This is a genomic window from Rhizobium moroccans (genome assembly GCF_057559155.1).
Genome location: NZ_JBHFJG010000001.1, coordinates 164,615 through 180,835, shown reverse-complemented (window position 1 = coordinate 180,835; position 16,221 = coordinate 164,615). Strand labels below are relative to the sequence as shown.

The window sequence follows — 16,221 nt, the reverse complement described above, 5'->3', positions numbered from 1 at the left end:
CCCCCGCAAACCCCTTGATTACTGATGGTATGCCGCTTCGCCGTGGGAGGCGAGGTCGAGGCCTTCGCGTTCCGCTTCCACCGTGACCCGCAGGCCGACGATCACATCCACGATCTTGTAGAGGATCGCGGAGACGACGCCGCACCATACGATGGTGATGACGACGGCGGTGAGCTGGGTCATGAACTGGCTGCCCATCGTCACGCCCTCGGCGTAACCAATACCGCCGAGCGACGAAGAAGCGAAGATGCCGGTCGCCAGTGCGCCGAAGAGACCGCCGACGCCATGGACGCCGAAGACATCCGCCGTGTCGTCATAACCGAACTTGTTCTTCACCACAGCGATGAAGAAATAGCAGATCGGCGAAACGATGAGGCCCATGACGATCGCACCCATCGGGCCGACAATGCCGGCCGCCGGAGTAATCGCTACGAGACCGGCGATCATGCCGGACGCGGCGCCCAGCATGGAAGCCTTGCCGCGGGCGAAGGTTTCCACGATCGACCAGGATACGATCGCAGCGGCGGTGGCGACGAAGGTGTTGACGGTCGCCAGCATCGCGCCGCCCGAAGCCTCGAGGTTCGAACCGGCATTGAAGCCGAACCAGCCGACCCACAGCATTGCTGCGCCGACGAGGGTGAGCGTCATGGAATGAGGAGCCATCATGTCCTTGCCGTAGCCGACGCGCTTGCCGACCATGATCGCGCCGACGAGACCCGCGACACCGGCATTGATGTGGACGACGGTACCACCGGCAAAGTCGAGCGCGCCCATGCCGAACAGCAGGCCGTTGGCATCCCAAACCATGTGAGCGATCGGGAAATACACGAAGGTAGCCCACAGGATGCAGAAGAGCACCACGGCCGAGAACTTGATGCGTTCCGCGAAGGCGCCCACGATCAGCGACGGGGTAAGTGCCGCGAAGGTCATCTGGAACAGCATGAAGATGAATTCCGGAATGACGACGCCGTCAGAAAAAGTCGCGGCGGTGGAATCCATCGTCACGCCGGAAAGGAACATCTTGGCCGTGCCGCCGAAATAGGCGCTGGTGGAACCGCCGAAGGCGAAGGAATAGCCATAGATGACCCAGACGAGCATCATGGCCGCACCGACGACCGTGCACTGCATCAGTACCGACAGCATGTTCTTGGCGCGCACGAGACCGCCGTAGAAGAGGGCAAGACCCGGCATCAGCATGAAGAACACGAGAAGCGTGCAGATGAACATGAATGCGGTATCGCCCTTCTCCGGAACGGCAGCGGCTGCTTCAGCCGCCGGCGCTGCCGCTTCCTGCGCAAAGGCGGCGACCGGCGCGAGGAAGGCTGCGGAGGCAGCGCCCAGGCATCCGAGAGAGGTTGAAATCTTGGAAAATTGCATTGGTAGTAACTCCCCTGGTCGGCCGCGTTAAAGCGCTTCGGTATTGGTTTCGCCGGTACGGATGCGCACGGCCTGCTCGATCGAATAGACGAAGATCTTGCCGTCGCCGATCTGGCCGGTTTTGGCGGCCGAGGCGATCGCTTCCACGGCTTTCTCGACGAGGTCGGAGGGGACTGCGATTTCGATCTTCAGCTTCGGCAGAAAACTCACGGCATATTCGGTACCGCGATAGATTTCGGTATGTCCCTTTTGGCGTCCGTAACCTTTGACTTCGGTGACGGTCAGGCCCTGGATACCGACAGCCGTGAGGGCTTCGCGCACCTCATCGAGCTTGAACGGCTTGATAATGGCCATCACGATTTTCATCTGGCTTCCCATCCTTTGTTTGTCCTCGGCGCGGAGCCGACTCTCCTCATCGCTGGCGGATCATGACAGCGACTGGCGTTCTACATTCAAAGGACGTGCCAGATTCATCGGCATCTTTAACCTGTTGAAATTTAATAGATAATGGATAGACGCGCTAGAAAGGGATATTTGAGCGGCGCCCAAGCGGCGAAATTATGTGCAAAAACGAGAAATTGCACACAAATTAATCATTTGCCCTTTTCCGAATCAATCCTTCCTGCGCCACGGAGGCAATCAGGCTACCGCTGCGGGTATAGAGACTACCGCGTGTCATGCCGCGTGCGCCGGAGGAACTCGGACTGTCCTGAGTGTAGAGCAGCCAGTCGTCGAAAGCGCAGGGTCGATGGAACCACATTGCATGATCGAGGCTTGCGACCTGCAGGTCGGGATCGAAAATCGACGTGCCATGCGCATAGAGGGACGTGTCGAGAAGCGTCATGTCGGAGAGATAGGCAAGTACCGCCGCCTGATAATGACGATCGGCGGGAACCTCTCCCACGGTGCGCACCCAGATATCCTGCCTCGGCTCCAATTTGTCCTTGGTGAGGTAGTGGACCAGGGAAACGGGTCGGATTTCGATCGGCCGTTCGTGGCTCCAGTATTTGCGTACCACAGCGGGCGCCTGCGCTAGGAAGAGTTCCTTGAACTCCTTCTCCCCCATCAGCTTTTCCGGCAGCGTAACCGGCGGCATGGCTATCTGATGGTCGTAGCCCGGTTCCTCGATCTGGAAGGAAGCGGACATGGAGAAGATCGCCTTGCCGTGCTGCACGGCGACCACGCGCCGGGTGGCAAAGCTTGACCCGTCGCGGATTCGCTCCACCTGAAAGACGATCGGCACCGCGGGATCACCCGGCCGCATGAAATAGGCATGCAGCGAATGAACGAAGCGATCCGCAGGCACAGTGCGTTGCGCCGCCATCAGTGCCTGGGCGATGACCTGCCCGCCGAAGACACGCTGCCAGCCGATCTGCGGACTATTGCCACGGAAGAGGTTCTCCTCGAGCTTCTCGAGGTCTAGCGTGGCGATGAGCTGGCCCATGGCGGACGGGGATTCGGAAGGGCGCGACATTATGGCGAACTCCGGTGATAGGAAGCGGATGCCGGATGATCTATATGCATTGGAGAAACATTCTCAAGTCTCGCGGGAGCCGATGAAAATGCTGGACATGCTGGTTGTTGGAGGCGGTTACGTCGGTCTCGCCGCCGCGGTTGCGGTCAAGCAGGCGGCGCCACATCTGAAAATCGAGGTGGTTGAGGCAGCCCCCGAAACCGTCTGGCAGAAGGACGAACGGGCTTCCGCGATCATTGCCGCCGCCAGCCGCATGCTGGAAGTGCTCGGCGTCTGGAATGAAATCCAGTTCGAGGCGCAGCCGATCAGCAGCATGATCGTCACCGATTCCCGCACCTCCGATCCTGTGCGTCCGGTATTCCTGACTTTCGACGGCACGATTGAGGAGGGTCGCCCATTCGCGCACATGGTGCCGAACGTCGCTATGGTCCGGGCCCTTCGTGGTGCCTGCGAACGACTCGGCATCACTATCCGGCATGGGCTTTCGGCAACGGGGTTTGAGACCGGCAGCTCGAAAACGGTGGTCACCTTCTCAGATGCCTCGACAACGGAGACCCGTCTGCTGGTGGCCTGCGACGGAGTGCGCTCCAAGCTTCGCGACATGGCCGGTATCCGTACCGTCTCCTGGGACTACGGCCAATCCGGCATCGTCGTAACGGTTGCGCATGAGCGGCCGCATGAGGGGGTGGCAGAAGAACATTTTCTGCCTTCCGGCCCCTTTGCGATCCTGCCGCTTACGAATAACCGTTCATCGCTCGTCTGGACCGAGCGCTCGGACGAAGCAGAAAGGCTCGTCGCATCCGACGATCTGGTGTTCGAGGAGGAACTGCAGCGTCGCTTCGGCCATAAGCTCGGTGAATTGACCGTCGTCGGCGAGCGCCGCGCCTTTCCGCTGGGATTGACCCTTGCCCGCGCCTTCGTCGCTCCCCGCTTCGCTCTTGCCGGAGATGCGGCCCACGGCATCCACCCGATCTCCGGCCAAGGCCTAAATCTCGGCTTTAAGGACGTGGCAGCACTTGCTGAAACTGTGGTCGAAGCCGATCGGCTCGGACTCGATATCGGCGCGCTCAACGTGCTGGAACGCTACCAGTCCTGGCGGCGCTTCGATACGTTCCGAATGGGTGTGACGACCGACGTGCTGAACCGGTTGTTTTCCAATGATGTCACGCCGATCCGCATCGCCCGCGATTTCGGACTCGGCGTGGTCGAACGGCTGCCGGCGCTCAAGAACTATTTCATCGGCCAGGCGGCGGGCAAAACCGGCCAAGACGGGCCGAAGCTCCTGGCCGGGCAGGTGATTTAGTCCTCTAATCGCCTCGCCTCGGAAACCAGCATGATCGGAATGCCGTCACGAATCGGATAGGCAAGCTGGGCGCTCCGCGAAATCAACTCATTGGTCTCCCTGTTGAAAGAAAGCCGGCCCTTCGTCAGCGGGCAGACGAGGAGATCGAGGAGCTTCGGATCGACCTTGCTGAGCTTTTCGTCCATGATCTTACCTATTGCAGGATCGTGTCGGAATCGCCGAAATCCCGGGCAAGCAGGATCTGCGTGATGGCAATCAGCGTTTCGGCACGGCTTTTCAGGTCGGGCGCCTCCAGGAGCGCCTGTTTCTCCGCAGGGCCAAAGGGCGACATCATCGAAAGCGAGTTGACGAGCGTGCGATTTCCGGCGCGCTCGACGCTTTCCCAATCCGCCTCCAGCTTGTTGGCGTCGAGATAAGCCCTGAAGACGCGCAGCAATTCGGCACGATCGACCGCGCTTTCCTCATCCTCCTCGAAAGAAAGGTCGGCCACCATCGGCGCAATGCGGAAGGTCCGGTAGGGGTGCCCCGCGCCTACTTCGTCCAGGAGCCGGAAACGACATATGCCGCTGATCGACGTGATATAACGGCCGTCTCCGGTCTCGGCAAAGGACGTGATGCGCCCGATGCAGCCGACCGTGCTGAGCGGAGGACGGGAGTTTTCAAGCGGCTCGGCGGCTTCCTGAAGCGAGGGTTGAACGATGCCGATCAACCGTCTTCCGGCAAGGGCCGCATCGAACATGGCCAGGTAGCGCGGCTCGAAAATATTGAGCGGCAACTGCCCGCCCGGCAACAGCAAGGCGCCTGTGAGCGGAAATACCGGAATTGCATCGGGCAAATCCTCCCGCTTCACATACCTTGCATTCCCCACGATCATGGGACCATCACCTCCGAACGCTCGCCTATGGCGTAAACTCCACCGACCAGAATGTGGGGCGGCGACGGCTGAACGCAAGTGCGCGCGCCACCGCCTTACGAGAAGAGGAGCGAAGAAAGCCGGCGTCTGGCCGAAATGGTGGCCGGGTCCTTTGGCCCCCACACGTCGAAGAACTCCAGAAGCTGGCGGCGCGCACCGTCATCATCGAATGTCCGGTCCTTGCGCATGATCGTTAGCAGATGTTCGGCGGCTTCCTCGCGCATGCCCTGCACGTTCAATATCTTCGCAAGCTTCATCCGGGCTTCGTGATTGTCGGGATGAAGCACCAGGTCGTGTTCGAGTGCCGCCGGATCGCCGAGCTGGCGGGCTTCCTCGATCTGTTCGAGCTTCCGCGCGACAGCCTGGATTGCAGGTTCCTTGGCGAGATCTTCCGGAATGGAAGCCAGCATCTGGCTGGCACGTGCCGTCTCGCCCATGGCGATCATGCATTGCATCATGCCGGCCGCGGCTTTGACATTTTCCGGATCGGCCTGCAGGACCGCGCCGTAAAGCTGAGCCGCGCCCTGGATGTCATCCTCACCGAGCAGCTTGTCGGCCTCATCGAGCACGCCCTGGATTTCCGCGGCCTGGTCGGCGCCAGCCGGACCGGCGAGCTTGTCGATGAACTGACGGACCTGACTTTCGGGGACTGCGCCCATAAAGCCATCCACAGGCCGCCCATCGACGAAGGCGATAACGGCCGGAATCGATTGGATGCCGAGCTGGCCCGGGATCGACGGATGATCGTCGATATTCATCTTGACGAGCTTCACCCGTCCCTGGGCCTCGTTGACGACCTTTTCGAGCACGGGAGTGAGCTGTTTGCACGGCCCGCACCAGGGCGCCCAGAAATCGACGAGGACCGGCTGGTGGCGGGATTCCTCCAGCACATCCTTGGAAAAACCGGCGGTGGTCGTGTCACTGATATGGTTGCCGCCATTGCCGGCGGGCGCGGCAGCGGGCTGGGAGCCGTAGTTTGCCGAGGCGGTCATCTGGCCGCCATAGGAGGCACCGTAGGACCCGCCATATGGATTGTTGCTGCCGCTCATAGATGTTCTCCCGGAACGCTTTGGATATCAGGCTCTCTTGACCGCAAAGATCGTATGTCAGTCCGTCACTTTCAAGACAAGCGGCTCATGGCCGGTCGCCTTGAGAAAACGGACGAGGTCCTCGCGGCCGATGGAGGTCGTCGCCTCGTTCGACAGCGGATGCCCGTTGATGATGTCGTGCTTCATCAGATCTTCATCCAGTACGAAGGTAACATTTCCATCGGTGTCGTTAAAGGCGCCGAAAACCGTCACTGCGCCTGGGATGACCCCGAGATATTCCATCAATTTCTCCGGCTTGCCGAAGGAGACCCTGCCGGAAGCCCCTATCGCCTTATGAACCGCCTTGAGGTCCACCGTTGCGCGCTCCTCCACGGTCAGAACGAAATACTGGTCCTTCTTGTCCTTCACGAAGAGGTTCTTCGTGTGCCCGCCGGGAATTTCATCACGCAGGCTTTCCGATTCCGAAACGGTGAAGACCGGTGGGTGGTTTTTAGTGGAATGGGCAATGCCCAGATCATCGAGGAAACGGAAGAGATCCTCAGGCTTTTTCGGGGTGGAATTGTTCATGAGTTCGCGGGAGGGACTGGATTTTTGAGATGAGCCGGCGGGAACCGGCAGGTGGGTGGCACGACTATAGCTGCATTGCACTGACCGGCCAAGCGAATGTCTGTTCCTCGCAAGATCAGGCGGCACTTGCCCGGATTCTTTCCGGCGCGGATCCATGCCGCGCCTTGGATTGCCGATGGAATTTGATGAACTCGGCTGCGGGCAAGGGTTTGGAAAAAAGCCACCCCTGGCCAAAATCCACATCATGCTCCTTGAGGTATTCCGCCTGGCGCTCGGTCTCGATCCCTTCCGCCACGGTGAAAAGCCGAAGCTCCTTGGCCATGCCGATGATATACGGAGTAACGGAACTGGTGGCGGCCTCTATTCCGGCCGTATCGACGAAGGATTTATCGATCTTCAGGGCATCCAGCGGCAACTCCTGGAGATATTGCAGGCTCGAATAGCCGGTTCCGAAATCGTCTATGGCAACGGAATGTCCACGCTGCCGCGCGATCTGCAGGGTCGTTCTAGCCGCTTCGATGTCGATGAAGCCGCGCTCGGTCGCCTCCAGCCAGATTTGCTCATGCCGGATGCCCGTGCCGCGAAGCCTGCCGTCGATGACATCGAGGATGCGGCCCGAAGCCATGTCCGCCGCACAAAGATTGATGGCGATGTGGACCGTACGATCCTCCAGCAGCATCGTCTTGAGATCGGCGATCACTGCGTCGACCACCTGGTCGGTGATCGGCATGATCAATCCGGTTTCTTCCGCAAGCGGGATGAACAGATCGGGCCGGACGAGAGAACCGTCTGGCCTCTGCCAGCGCACCAGCGCCTCCGCACCAACACATATGCCCGATTTGAGCTCGACGATCGGCTGATAATGGACGATGAATTCCCGCTTTCGGACCGCAACCTCCAAATCCGCAAGCGGGGAGAGACGCTTCCTGGAAAGCCAGACAATGGTTCCGACAACGAAGGCGGCGATGAACGCACCGATCGGCAGCAGGAGGAGTTGCTCGCTCCTGACCTTGGCGGCCAGATTGGCTTTCGGCTCCGTAGCGACTGCAACGAGGCTCTCACCACGCGATACCGCGAACATCGTGTTCCCGGCCACGCCGCTGCCCGCCTTTCCGACCACCGAGCGCACGAGGGCTGGATCGGGGCCGTTCAGCCCGTCGAGCAGCATGCCGTCCTCATTGAGGACCGCCAGCGATATGGTGTCGTCGACCAGGATGTCCACGAAGCGGGAAGGGACCACGAGCGCATTATGGCTGCCGAAATGCATGGCCGTCATGCGGCGCCCGTGGCTGATGGCCGGCTGGACGCGAAGCGTAATCTCCATTCCGTCCGGCGTCACGTAGTCGACATGGGACTTGGCGATACCCTCGTCGCTCCTACCCCAGGACGTGCATCTGAGTACGCCGTTTTCGAAATAGCCTACTTCCTCGATCGAAGGCGTGTTGACGGTCATCATCCGCATCCGCCTGATATGCTCCTCCGAGCATCGTGGAAGATCAGCAGCATCTGCCGCCTTGAGTGCCTTTCGAGCATCGTCGAAGGTTCTGCTCGCTCGCAGATAAGCCTGTTCCGCCGAACGCGTCAGGACCGCAAGCTCCTTATTGAGGGCGATCGCCCATGAAACATAGGCCATGGCGGCAACAGGAATCGCGGCGCCGAGAAGCCCAAGCACGATCGCGGTGGCGATTATGCGCGAACGCCGCATCTCCATGTCGCCGCTCCTTGCTCCATCACGGCATCTTGCTCGGGATGAATTAAGAAATCCTGAGACGACATTCGATGATGACTTCACAAGCGGGAGGAGCGCGGTCTTCTTTCACGCGTCAACACATACGCCGAAATCAATCTTCGGACGGTAAATCAATTTCCTTGAAGAAAACTGGAGCGGGCGAAGGGATTCGAACCCTCGACCCCAACCTTGGCAAGGTTGTGCTCTACCCCTGAGCTACACCCGCTCATCAAACCTCGATCCGGGGTAGACGCTGGACCGTGGGCCGCGGCTTCTCGCCGGCGACGGGCGCTATATGGCGCAACCGAATTTCAAATGCAACAGAGAAATGACGAGAACGGCCAAGAATTTTTTCACCTGCGGAAAGCTCGGATTGAGCACAGCGCTTGAAGCGGGGCCATCCGAGGCATTCCCTCCGGCAAGGAAGTTAGCCTACTTACAGGCAGGGATTCGCAAGCAATCCGCAAGCTCGACCAACCAGCAAGCCTCCGCAGGAACTATTCTGCGGCCTGGCGAAGCGGCACGAAACCGATCTGCTGGCGATTGGGCCCCTGTTGCTTGAGGGTGCGCTGTATCTCCTCGTATTCCCGCTCCATTTCGGGCGTCACGGAAGGCCTGGTTTCGGAGAGCGCCTGCTCGAAATGCTTGCGCGTAACCTCCTGAATATCGAGCTTTTCACGTAAGGCCAAAAGTCCGGCCCGCCGGGTGAGGTCTTCTAGGTCCGCTCCGGTATAGCGCTCGGTCGCCTGCGCCAAGTGGTCGAGATCGACGTCACCGGCAAGCGGCATGTTCCTGGTGTGAATCCCCAGGATCTTCCGCCTGCCCTTTTCATCCGGGACCGGCACATAGACCAGTTCGTCGAAACGGCCTGGTCTCAGCAATGCCGGATCGAGGAGGTTCGGTCGGTTCGTGGCCGCCATCACTACGACCCCCTGAAGCTCTTCCAACCCGTCCATTTCCGCAAGCAGCGTATTCACGACGCGCTCCGTCACCGCGGGTTCTCCGATGCCGCCGCCTCGTGCCGGCGCGAGCGAATCGATCTCGTCGATGAAGACGACGGTCGGCGCCACTTGCCTAGCCCGCTGGAAAAGACGGGAAACCTGTTGCTCCGATTCGCCGTACCATTTGGAAAGGAGATCGGAGGACTTGGTCGCAACGAAATTGGCCTCGGCCTCTCGTGCCACGGCCTTCGCGAGGAGGGTCTTACCTGTTCCCGGCGGGCCGAACAGAAGGAATCCCTTGGCCGGTCGAATACCTATCCTGCGGAAAGACTGGGGCGATTTGAGCGGCAGCTCGACGCCCTCCCTCAGGCGCATCTGCGCCTCATCCAGTCCGCCGATATCAGCCCAGCCGACATCCGGCACCTGGATCATGATCTCCCGCAGCGCACTTGGCTGAATGCGCTTCATCGCGCTCAGAAAATCATCCTGCGTGACGCTGAGATTCTCCAGCACCTCCGAAGAGATGCCCTCGCGTAGGTTCAGGTCGGGAAGGATGCGCCTGAGCGAATCCATGGCCGCTTCCCTTGCCAATGCCCCGAGATCGGCTCCCACGAACCCATAGGTGGTTCGGGCGATCTCATCGAGATTGACATCCTCCGCGAGCGGCATGCCTCTCGTATGTATGGCCAGGACTTCCCGGCGGCCTTCCTGATCGGGAACGCCGATGACGATCTCGCGATCGAAGCGCCCCGGTCGCCGCAGGGCCTCGTCAATGGCATCCCGCCGATTCGTCGCTCCGATCACCACGATATTCTGACGAGGCTCCAGCCCATCCATCAGCGTCAGAAGCTGGGCGACGATCCTCCGCTCCACCTCGCCGGTCACCTGCTCGCGCTTCGGCGCAATGGAGTCGATCTCGTCGATGAAGATGATCGCGGGCGCACTTTGGGCTGCCTCTTGAAAGACCTGCCTCAGCCGCTCCTCGGACTCTCCGTACCGGCTACCCATGATCTCCGGTCCGGCTATGTGGAAGAAATTCGCCTCCGTCTCGTTGGCGACGGCACGCGCGAGCAGCGTCTTGCCGGTTCCGGGCGGACCATGCAGCAAAACCCCCTTGGGCGGCTCTATCCCCAAGCGCTGGAAGAGCTCGGGATGGCGAAGCGGCAGCTCGATCATCTCGCGCACCTGATCCACCGAAGAGCCGAGGCCGCCGATATCGTCATAGGTCACATCGGCTCGCCGGGCTTCCTTCGGCTCTTCGTATTGCGGCCGCAATTCGATCACCGTGCCCTCTCCGACCTGGACGACGCCGCGCGGCTGGGTGGAAACGACAGCCAGCCTGATCTCCTGCAACCCATAGGCCGGAAGGTCGACCATGCCGCGCAGCAATTCCTCCGGAATGCGGGAACTGCCCGCACGAACCCGCTGGTAGATTGAGGTTGAAATAACATCGCCGGCGACCATCGGCCGGTGCAGGAAGGTGCGTTTCAGGGCCTCGCCGGATCCTTCCAGGCGAAGGTTCTTCTGCGCCGGAGCCAGCACGATGCGGGTGGCGGGCCGTGCCTCCGCCTTGCGTATCTCGACGAAATCGCCGCTGGAAACGCCCGCATTCACGCGCTGCAGGCCATCAAGCCGAACGAGCTTGAGCCCCTCGTCTTCGGGATAGGCGCGCACGGCGATAGCAGGCGTATGCCGCTTGCCCATGATCTCGATGATCTCGCCTTCGCGGACATTAAGGGCCGCGAGCGCTTCCTGGCTGAAACGTGCCAAGCCGTGGCCGGCATCCTGAGGTCTGGTATTGGCGACTTGAAGCTTTACGCCCTGTTCCTCGGCTTCAGGCATCGGATCCTCCTCGGAAGTCGATCGGCTTCCCATCAACGGAGCCGCAAATCGATGGTTCCCGAGCCGAGGCAAATGTCCTGATCAGCTTTTCGAGAAGACGTAGTCCGTTTCCTGGCGCAGCACCTCGCCAGGCCGCAGCACGGCGTTTGGAAAATTCTCGTGGTTGATGGCGTCGGGCCAGACCTGGGTTTCCAGGCAGAAGCCGGCGAAGGGGCCGTAACGCCGGTCTTCCAGCCCCGGCACCGGAACGTCGAGCTTGAAGGCGGCATAGAATTGCACGCCGGGCTCCGTGGTCCGTACCTCCAGCGAAACACCGGAATTGACGCTGCGGGCAAGCGCCACCGAACGTTTTTCCATGCGCTCGGAAGAGAGGCAGAAGTTATGATCGAAAAGCACCTGTTCGCCGTTCTCGGAGCGCTTCATCGGCCCCATTTCCCTCAGGTCGAAGGCGCTGCCGTCAACGGACCTGATCTCACCGGTCGGAACCTGTCTTTCATCGAGCGCAAGGAAATGATCGGCGGCGATCATGATGTCGTGACCGAGTGCATCCTCCCGCCCATCGAGATTGAAATAGGAATGCTGGCAGATATTCGCGATGGTCGGCTTGTCGGCCGTCGATTCGTAGATAACCGACAAAACCCCGTCGCCATGCAAGTGATAGGTGGCGGTAACGGTGCAATTTCCGGAATAGCCGGCCCGTCCGTCCGGATCGACGATCCGCAGCGTGACCTTGTCGGAGGAGAGATCAACGATTTCCCAGTTGCGCTTGCCCAGGCCATCGCTTCCGCCGTGCAGATGCGTCACACCCTTCTCGTTGAGTTCGAGCTGGTAATCCTGACCTTCGAGCGTGAACCGACCGCCACCGATGCGGTTGGCGCAACGGCCGGGTGTCGCGCCGAAATAGGAGGAATAGCGGGGATAATCGTCGAAGGCTTCGAAACCGAGCACAAGCGGCGGCTGATGGCCTTCAAGCCGAAGATCCTGGATCACCGCGCCCCATGTGATGACCTTGGCCGTCAACCCGCCGCCCGAAAGCACGACGCGGTAGACTGTTTCGCCCGCGGCCGTCTGACCGAAAACCTCGCGTTGATTTGCCTCGCCCGCCATGTCTCATCTCTCCCGTTCGATCGACCGGCGGCAAACTAGGCTGATTTCCCGCCTCTCCGCAACGGCTCGCCGGCGGAAAAGCTTTTCCTAGACCCGTTTGGCGCCGATCTTCTCGGACTCGTAGGGAGTGGTCTGATAGATCTCGTTGATCCAATTGCCGAAGAGGAGATGCGCGTGGCTGCGCCAGCGGTTCTGCGGCGTGAGTTCGGGATCGTTGTGTGGGAAGTAGTCGTGCGGCATCTTGATCGGGATTCCGGCATTCACATCACGGAAATACTCATCCGCCAGCGAAGTGGAGTCATATTCCACGTGATTGAACATATAGAGGCGCTTGCCGGCCTCTTCCTGCACCAGGCAGACGCCCATCTCGTCGGATTCCATGAGGATTGTCAGTTCAGACACCTTTTCGATGTCGGCCCTGCGCACCTCGGTCCAACGTGACACCGGCACCTGAAAATCATCCGAGAAACCGTTGAGGTAAACGGACGAGGAGGCGAGATTACGGTGGCGATAGACGCCGAAAGCCTTCTCCTTCAGCTCGTATTTCGGCACGCCATGGAAATGGTAGATCGCCGCCATCGCGCCCCAGCAAACGTTCATGGTCGAGTGCACGTTCGTCTGCGTCCAGTCGAGAATCTGCTGCATCTCGTCCCAGTAGGTGACCTCTTCGAACGGCAGCGTCTCGATCGGTGCACCGGTGATGATGAAACCGTCGAACTTTCGATCCTTCACCTCTTCCCAGGTCTCATAGAAGGAGAGCAGGTGATCTTCGGAGGTGTTCTTGGCCTTGTGGCCGCCGATGCGAACAAGCGACAGCTCGACCTGCAGCGGTGTCGCGCCGACCAGACGCGCCATCTGCAGCTCGGTCTTGATCTTGTTCGGCATGAGGTTGAGAAGGCCGATCTGCAGCGGGCGGATGTCCTGCCGGACTGCCGCAGTCTCGGTCATAACCCGTACACCCTCCTGAACGAGCGTGTCGAAGGCAGGTAATCTATCGGGAATTTTGATCGGCATGTATCAACCCACAAATGAAAAAACCGGCGGCGGAAAAAATCGCAGCCGGTCCGTGGGAAGCATCTTCTCGCGGCCCTTTAGCGACTTTTTTTACGTGGCTGCAAGCCGGCCGGCCAAATCACCACGGAATTCTCGATGCTTCAATTACGCCTTGCTTCGTTGTCCGTCAATGGGAGCAAAATCTTCCACGGGCACAGGGTGTCATGAAAAACCTTGCGCTGCATCCCACCCTTCGCGGGAGAGAGGCGAATGAAGGTGGATAAGGCAAGCGGAACGCGGCTTTCCCTTTTGCCGCTGTTTGCGCTATGGGCAATGCCCATGACCACTTCGACCTTCGCCATCCTGCTCGGCGGCCACCTCGCCATCACGGACCGTCTTCGTGCAGAGCTTGCCGGCAGCCGCTTCATCGCAGCCGATAGCGGCATGAAACACGCCGAGGAGCTTGGCGTAACGCCGGAACTATGGGTCGGTGATTTCGATTCCACCGATGCTGCGCTCGCAGCCCGGTGGCCGGGCGTGGAGCGGCAGCCCTATCCCCCCGCCAAGAACGAAACCGACGGCGAGATCGCCACGGCGGAGGCTATCTTGCGAGGAGCCAACCGGTTGATCTTCGCAGGCGCCATTGGCGGCGAGCGGAGCGACCACCTGCTTCAGCATTTCGTCTACGCCATGAGCCTTGCCGAACGAGGCCTGGACATTCTCCTGACCTCCGGTGAGGAAGAGGCCGTCCCGCTTCTACCTGGCAAGAAGGTTCTCGATCTGCCGAAAGGCTCGCTGTTCTCCATCATCGGCTTCTCGGCACTGGAAGGGCTCGACATCACCGGCGCCAGATATCCCTTGAAACAGTTTGGGCTGCCTTTCGGTTCGTCTCGTACAGTTTCCAATATCGCGGAAGGTCCGGTGGAGTTTTCGCTTTTCGTCGGCAGGGCCATGATCATCGCCCGCCCCCATGATTTTTCCGGAGCCTAATGCCCGTGGCACCTCCCATCCTCAAACTCGATGATATCTTCCTGAGCTTCGGCGGCACGCCTCTGCTGGCCGGCGCCAACCTTCAGGTGGAATCGGGCGATCGAATCTGCCTCGTCGGCCGCAACGGCTCTGGAAAGTCGACATTAATGAAAATGGCGGCCGGCATGGTCGAGCCTCAGTCGGGAGAGATCTTCCGCCATCCGGCGGTGACGATCCGCTATCTGGAACAGGCACCGGATTTCGCGGGCTTTTCGACAGTACAGTCCTATGCGGAAGCGGGCCTGGGACCGGGTGACGATCCCTACCGCGTCACCTACCTGCTGGAGCATCTGGGCCTGACGGGTGAAGAGGATCCGAAAACCCTCTCCGGCGGAGAATCCCGCCGCGCGGCGCTTGCCCGGGTCATGGCCCCGGAACCCGATATCCTGCTGCTCGACGAACCCACCAACCATCTCGACCTGCCGACCATCGAATGGCTGGAAGAGGAGTTGCGCAAGACGAAGAGCGCATTGGTGCTCATTTCCCACGACCGGCGCTTCCTTGAAAAGGTATCGACGGCGACGGTCTGGCTGGATCGGGGCACTTCCCGCAGGCTTGACAAGAGTTTTGCCCATTTCGAAACCTGGCGCGACGAGGTGCTGGAAGCGGAGGAGGTCGAGCAGCACAAGCTCGGCAAGGCGATCGAACGCGAAGAACACTGGCTGCGCTATGGCGTGACGGCCAGGCGCAAGCGGAACATGCGCCGGCTTGGCGAACTCCAGTCCATGCGCGCAACCTATCGGGGCCACAAGGGGCCGCAAGGTACCGTTCAGGCATCGGCGAGCGAGGCGCGCGAATCCGGCAAGCTCGTCATCGAAGCGGAAAACATCGCCAAGGCTTATGATCGCCCCATCGTCGCACCCTTTTCGATCCGGGTGCATCGCGGCGACCGGATCGGCCTCATTGGCCCGAACGGCGCCGGCAAGACCACGCTGCTGAAAATGCTGACGGGTCAGCTCCTTCCCGATAGCGGCACGGTGAAGCTCGGCACGAACCTGGAGATCGCAACGCTCGACCAAAAGCGCGAAGACCTCGACCCGGAGGATACGCTCTCGCACTATCTGACGGACGGCCGTGGCGAGACGCTGCTGGTGAACGGAGAGCAGAGGCATGTCGCCGGCTATATGAAGGATTTTCTCTTTCAGCCGGAGCAGATCAGAACGCCGATCAGAAATCTCTCCGGCGGCGAGCGTGCCCGGCTGATGCTCGCTCGCATCATGGCAAGACCCTCAAACCTGCTGATCCTCGACGAACCCACCAACGACCTCGATATCGAGACGCTGGACCTTCTGCAGGAGATCGTCGCCGGCTACAATGGCACGGTCATTCTCGTCAGCCACGATCGCGACTTTCTGGACCGTACGGTGACCTCGACGATCGCGCCCGCCAATCCGGAAGCGCCCGACGGCCGCTGGATCGAATATGCCGGTGGCTACACGGACATGCTCGCTCAGCGAAAGGGCGCTCAGGAGGAAAGGCGCAGGGCCGAGAAAGCCGAGAGGCCGAAGACAGAGGCCGTGCCTGCAGCAGAAGCGCCGAAGGCAAAGGGGAAGCTCTCCTACAAGCAGAAGTTCGCGCTCGAAAACCTGCCAAAGGAGATTGCCAAGGCCGAAGCCGAAATCACCGCCCGTGAAAAAAAGATGGCGGACCCCGATCTCTTTTCGAAGGACCCTTCGGCTTTCAACAGACTGGCGGCCGAAATGGAGAAATTGCGCGAAAGCCTCGTGAAAATGGAAGAAGAATGGCTGGAGCTTGAAATGTTGCGCGAAGAGCTCGAAGGATGAATTAACGAAATATTAGCCATACCAGCCATTTAGATCGAAAATTCTGTCGCAAAACGGAACATTCTCCAAATCGAACCGTTCGAAAGTGCAATCTTGGACGAGATAGCCTGGTC

Annotated in this window: 14 protein-coding genes, 1 tRNA gene and 1 riboswitch; of the genes, 3 read left to right on the top strand and 12 right to left on the bottom strand. The window is 60.2% G+C overall.

Annotated elements, in window-relative coordinates:
* Window positions 1–18 precede the first annotated feature (18 nt).
* The 3 genes from ACE04I_RS00790 to tesB all read right to left on the bottom strand — a co-directional run bounded on the left by ACE04I_RS00790 (window position 19) and on the right by tesB (window position 2,851).
* Entirely contained in the window at window positions 19–1,377 is a 1,359-nt protein-coding gene (locus ACE04I_RS00790; RefSeq protein ID WP_487206357.1) for an ammonium transporter, read from the bottom strand.
* A gap of 27 nt (window positions 1,378–1,404) precedes the next feature.
* Entirely contained in the window at window positions 1,405–1,755 is a 351-nt protein-coding gene (locus ACE04I_RS00785) for a P-II family nitrogen regulator (protein ID WP_046796220.1), read from the bottom strand.
* A 211-nt stretch (window positions 1,756–1,966) separates the two neighbouring features.
* Entirely contained in the window at window positions 1,967–2,851 is an 885-nt protein-coding gene (gene tesB, locus ACE04I_RS00780) for an acyl-CoA thioesterase II (RefSeq protein ID WP_487206356.1), read from the bottom strand.
* A 28-nt stretch (window positions 2,852–2,879) separates the two neighbouring features.
* On the opposite strand from tesB, the gene ACE04I_RS00775 reads away from it, so the two are divergent.
* On the top strand, window positions 2,880–4,154 hold the full coding sequence (locus ACE04I_RS00775) for a ubiquinone biosynthesis hydroxylase (protein ID WP_487206355.1): 1,275 nt from the start codon (window positions 2,880–2,882) through the stop codon (window positions 4,152–4,154).
* Here ACE04I_RS00775 and ACE04I_RS00770 read toward each other — a convergent pair.
* The 9 genes from ACE04I_RS00770 to metA form a co-directional block, all read right to left on the bottom strand.
* Window positions 4,151–4,339 (bottom strand): Trm112 family protein, encoded by a 189-nt coding sequence (locus ACE04I_RS00770; RefSeq protein WP_046796218.1) that lies wholly within the window; start codon window positions 4,337–4,339, stop codon window positions 4,151–4,153. The genes ACE04I_RS00775 and ACE04I_RS00770 overlap by 4 nt on opposite strands.
* A gap of 8 nt (window positions 4,340–4,347) precedes the next feature.
* Complete coding sequence (locus tag ACE04I_RS00765; protein ID WP_046796217.1) at window positions 4,348–5,028, bottom strand: LON peptidase substrate-binding domain-containing protein; 681 nt, start codon at window positions 5,026–5,028, stop codon at window positions 4,348–4,350.
* A gap of 95 nt (window positions 5,029–5,123) precedes the next feature.
* Window positions 5,124–6,116, bottom strand: coding sequence for a thioredoxin (gene trxA, locus ACE04I_RS00760; RefSeq protein WP_487206354.1), 993 nt, complete (start codon window positions 6,114–6,116; stop codon window positions 5,124–5,126).
* 57 nt (window positions 6,117–6,173) lie between these two features.
* Window positions 6,174–6,683, bottom strand: coding sequence for a prolyl-tRNA synthetase associated domain-containing protein (locus ACE04I_RS00755; protein WP_487206353.1), 510 nt, complete (start codon window positions 6,681–6,683; stop codon window positions 6,174–6,176).
* Window positions 6,684–6,798: 115 nt separating this feature from the next.
* The gene (locus ACE04I_RS00750; protein ID WP_487206352.1) at window positions 6,799–8,394 is read right to left on the bottom strand and encodes an EAL domain-containing protein; all 1,596 of its coding nucleotides are present in this window, start codon (window positions 8,392–8,394) and stop codon (window positions 6,799–6,801) included.
* Between the two features lie 169 nt (window positions 8,395–8,563).
* Window positions 8,564–8,638, bottom strand: a tRNA-Gly gene (locus tag ACE04I_RS00745).
* A 271-nt stretch (window positions 8,639–8,909) separates the two neighbouring features.
* Entirely contained in the window at window positions 8,910–11,195 is a 2,286-nt protein-coding gene (locus ACE04I_RS00740; protein ID WP_487206351.1) for a CDC48 family AAA ATPase, read from the bottom strand.
* 81 nt (window positions 11,196–11,276) lie between these two features.
* Window positions 11,277–12,302: an aldose epimerase family protein gene (locus ACE04I_RS00735; RefSeq protein WP_487206350.1), complete on the bottom strand. Its 1,026-nt coding sequence runs from the start codon at window positions 12,300–12,302 to the stop codon at window positions 11,277–11,279.
* 87 nt (window positions 12,303–12,389) lie between these two features.
* Window positions 12,390–13,316 carry a homoserine O-acetyltransferase MetA gene (metA, locus tag ACE04I_RS00730; RefSeq protein WP_487206349.1) on the bottom strand — a complete coding sequence of 309 codons (927 nt, stop codon included), beginning with the start codon at window positions 13,314–13,316 and terminating at the stop codon, window positions 12,390–12,392.
* A gap of 57 nt (window positions 13,317–13,373) precedes the next feature.
* A riboswitch (SAM riboswitch) is annotated at window positions 13,374–13,451 on the bottom strand.
* Between the two features lie 177 nt (window positions 13,452–13,628).
* Here metA and ACE04I_RS00725 point away from each other — a divergent pair.
* Entirely contained in the window at window positions 13,629–14,285 is a 657-nt protein-coding gene (locus ACE04I_RS00725) for a thiamine diphosphokinase (protein WP_487206431.1), read from the top strand.
* Between the two features lie 5 nt (window positions 14,286–14,290).
* Window positions 14,291–16,108 (top strand): ABC-F family ATP-binding cassette domain-containing protein, encoded by a 1,818-nt coding sequence (locus ACE04I_RS00720; RefSeq protein ID WP_487206348.1) that lies wholly within the window; start codon window positions 14,291–14,293, stop codon window positions 16,106–16,108.
* Window positions 16,109–16,221 lie beyond the last annotated feature (113 nt).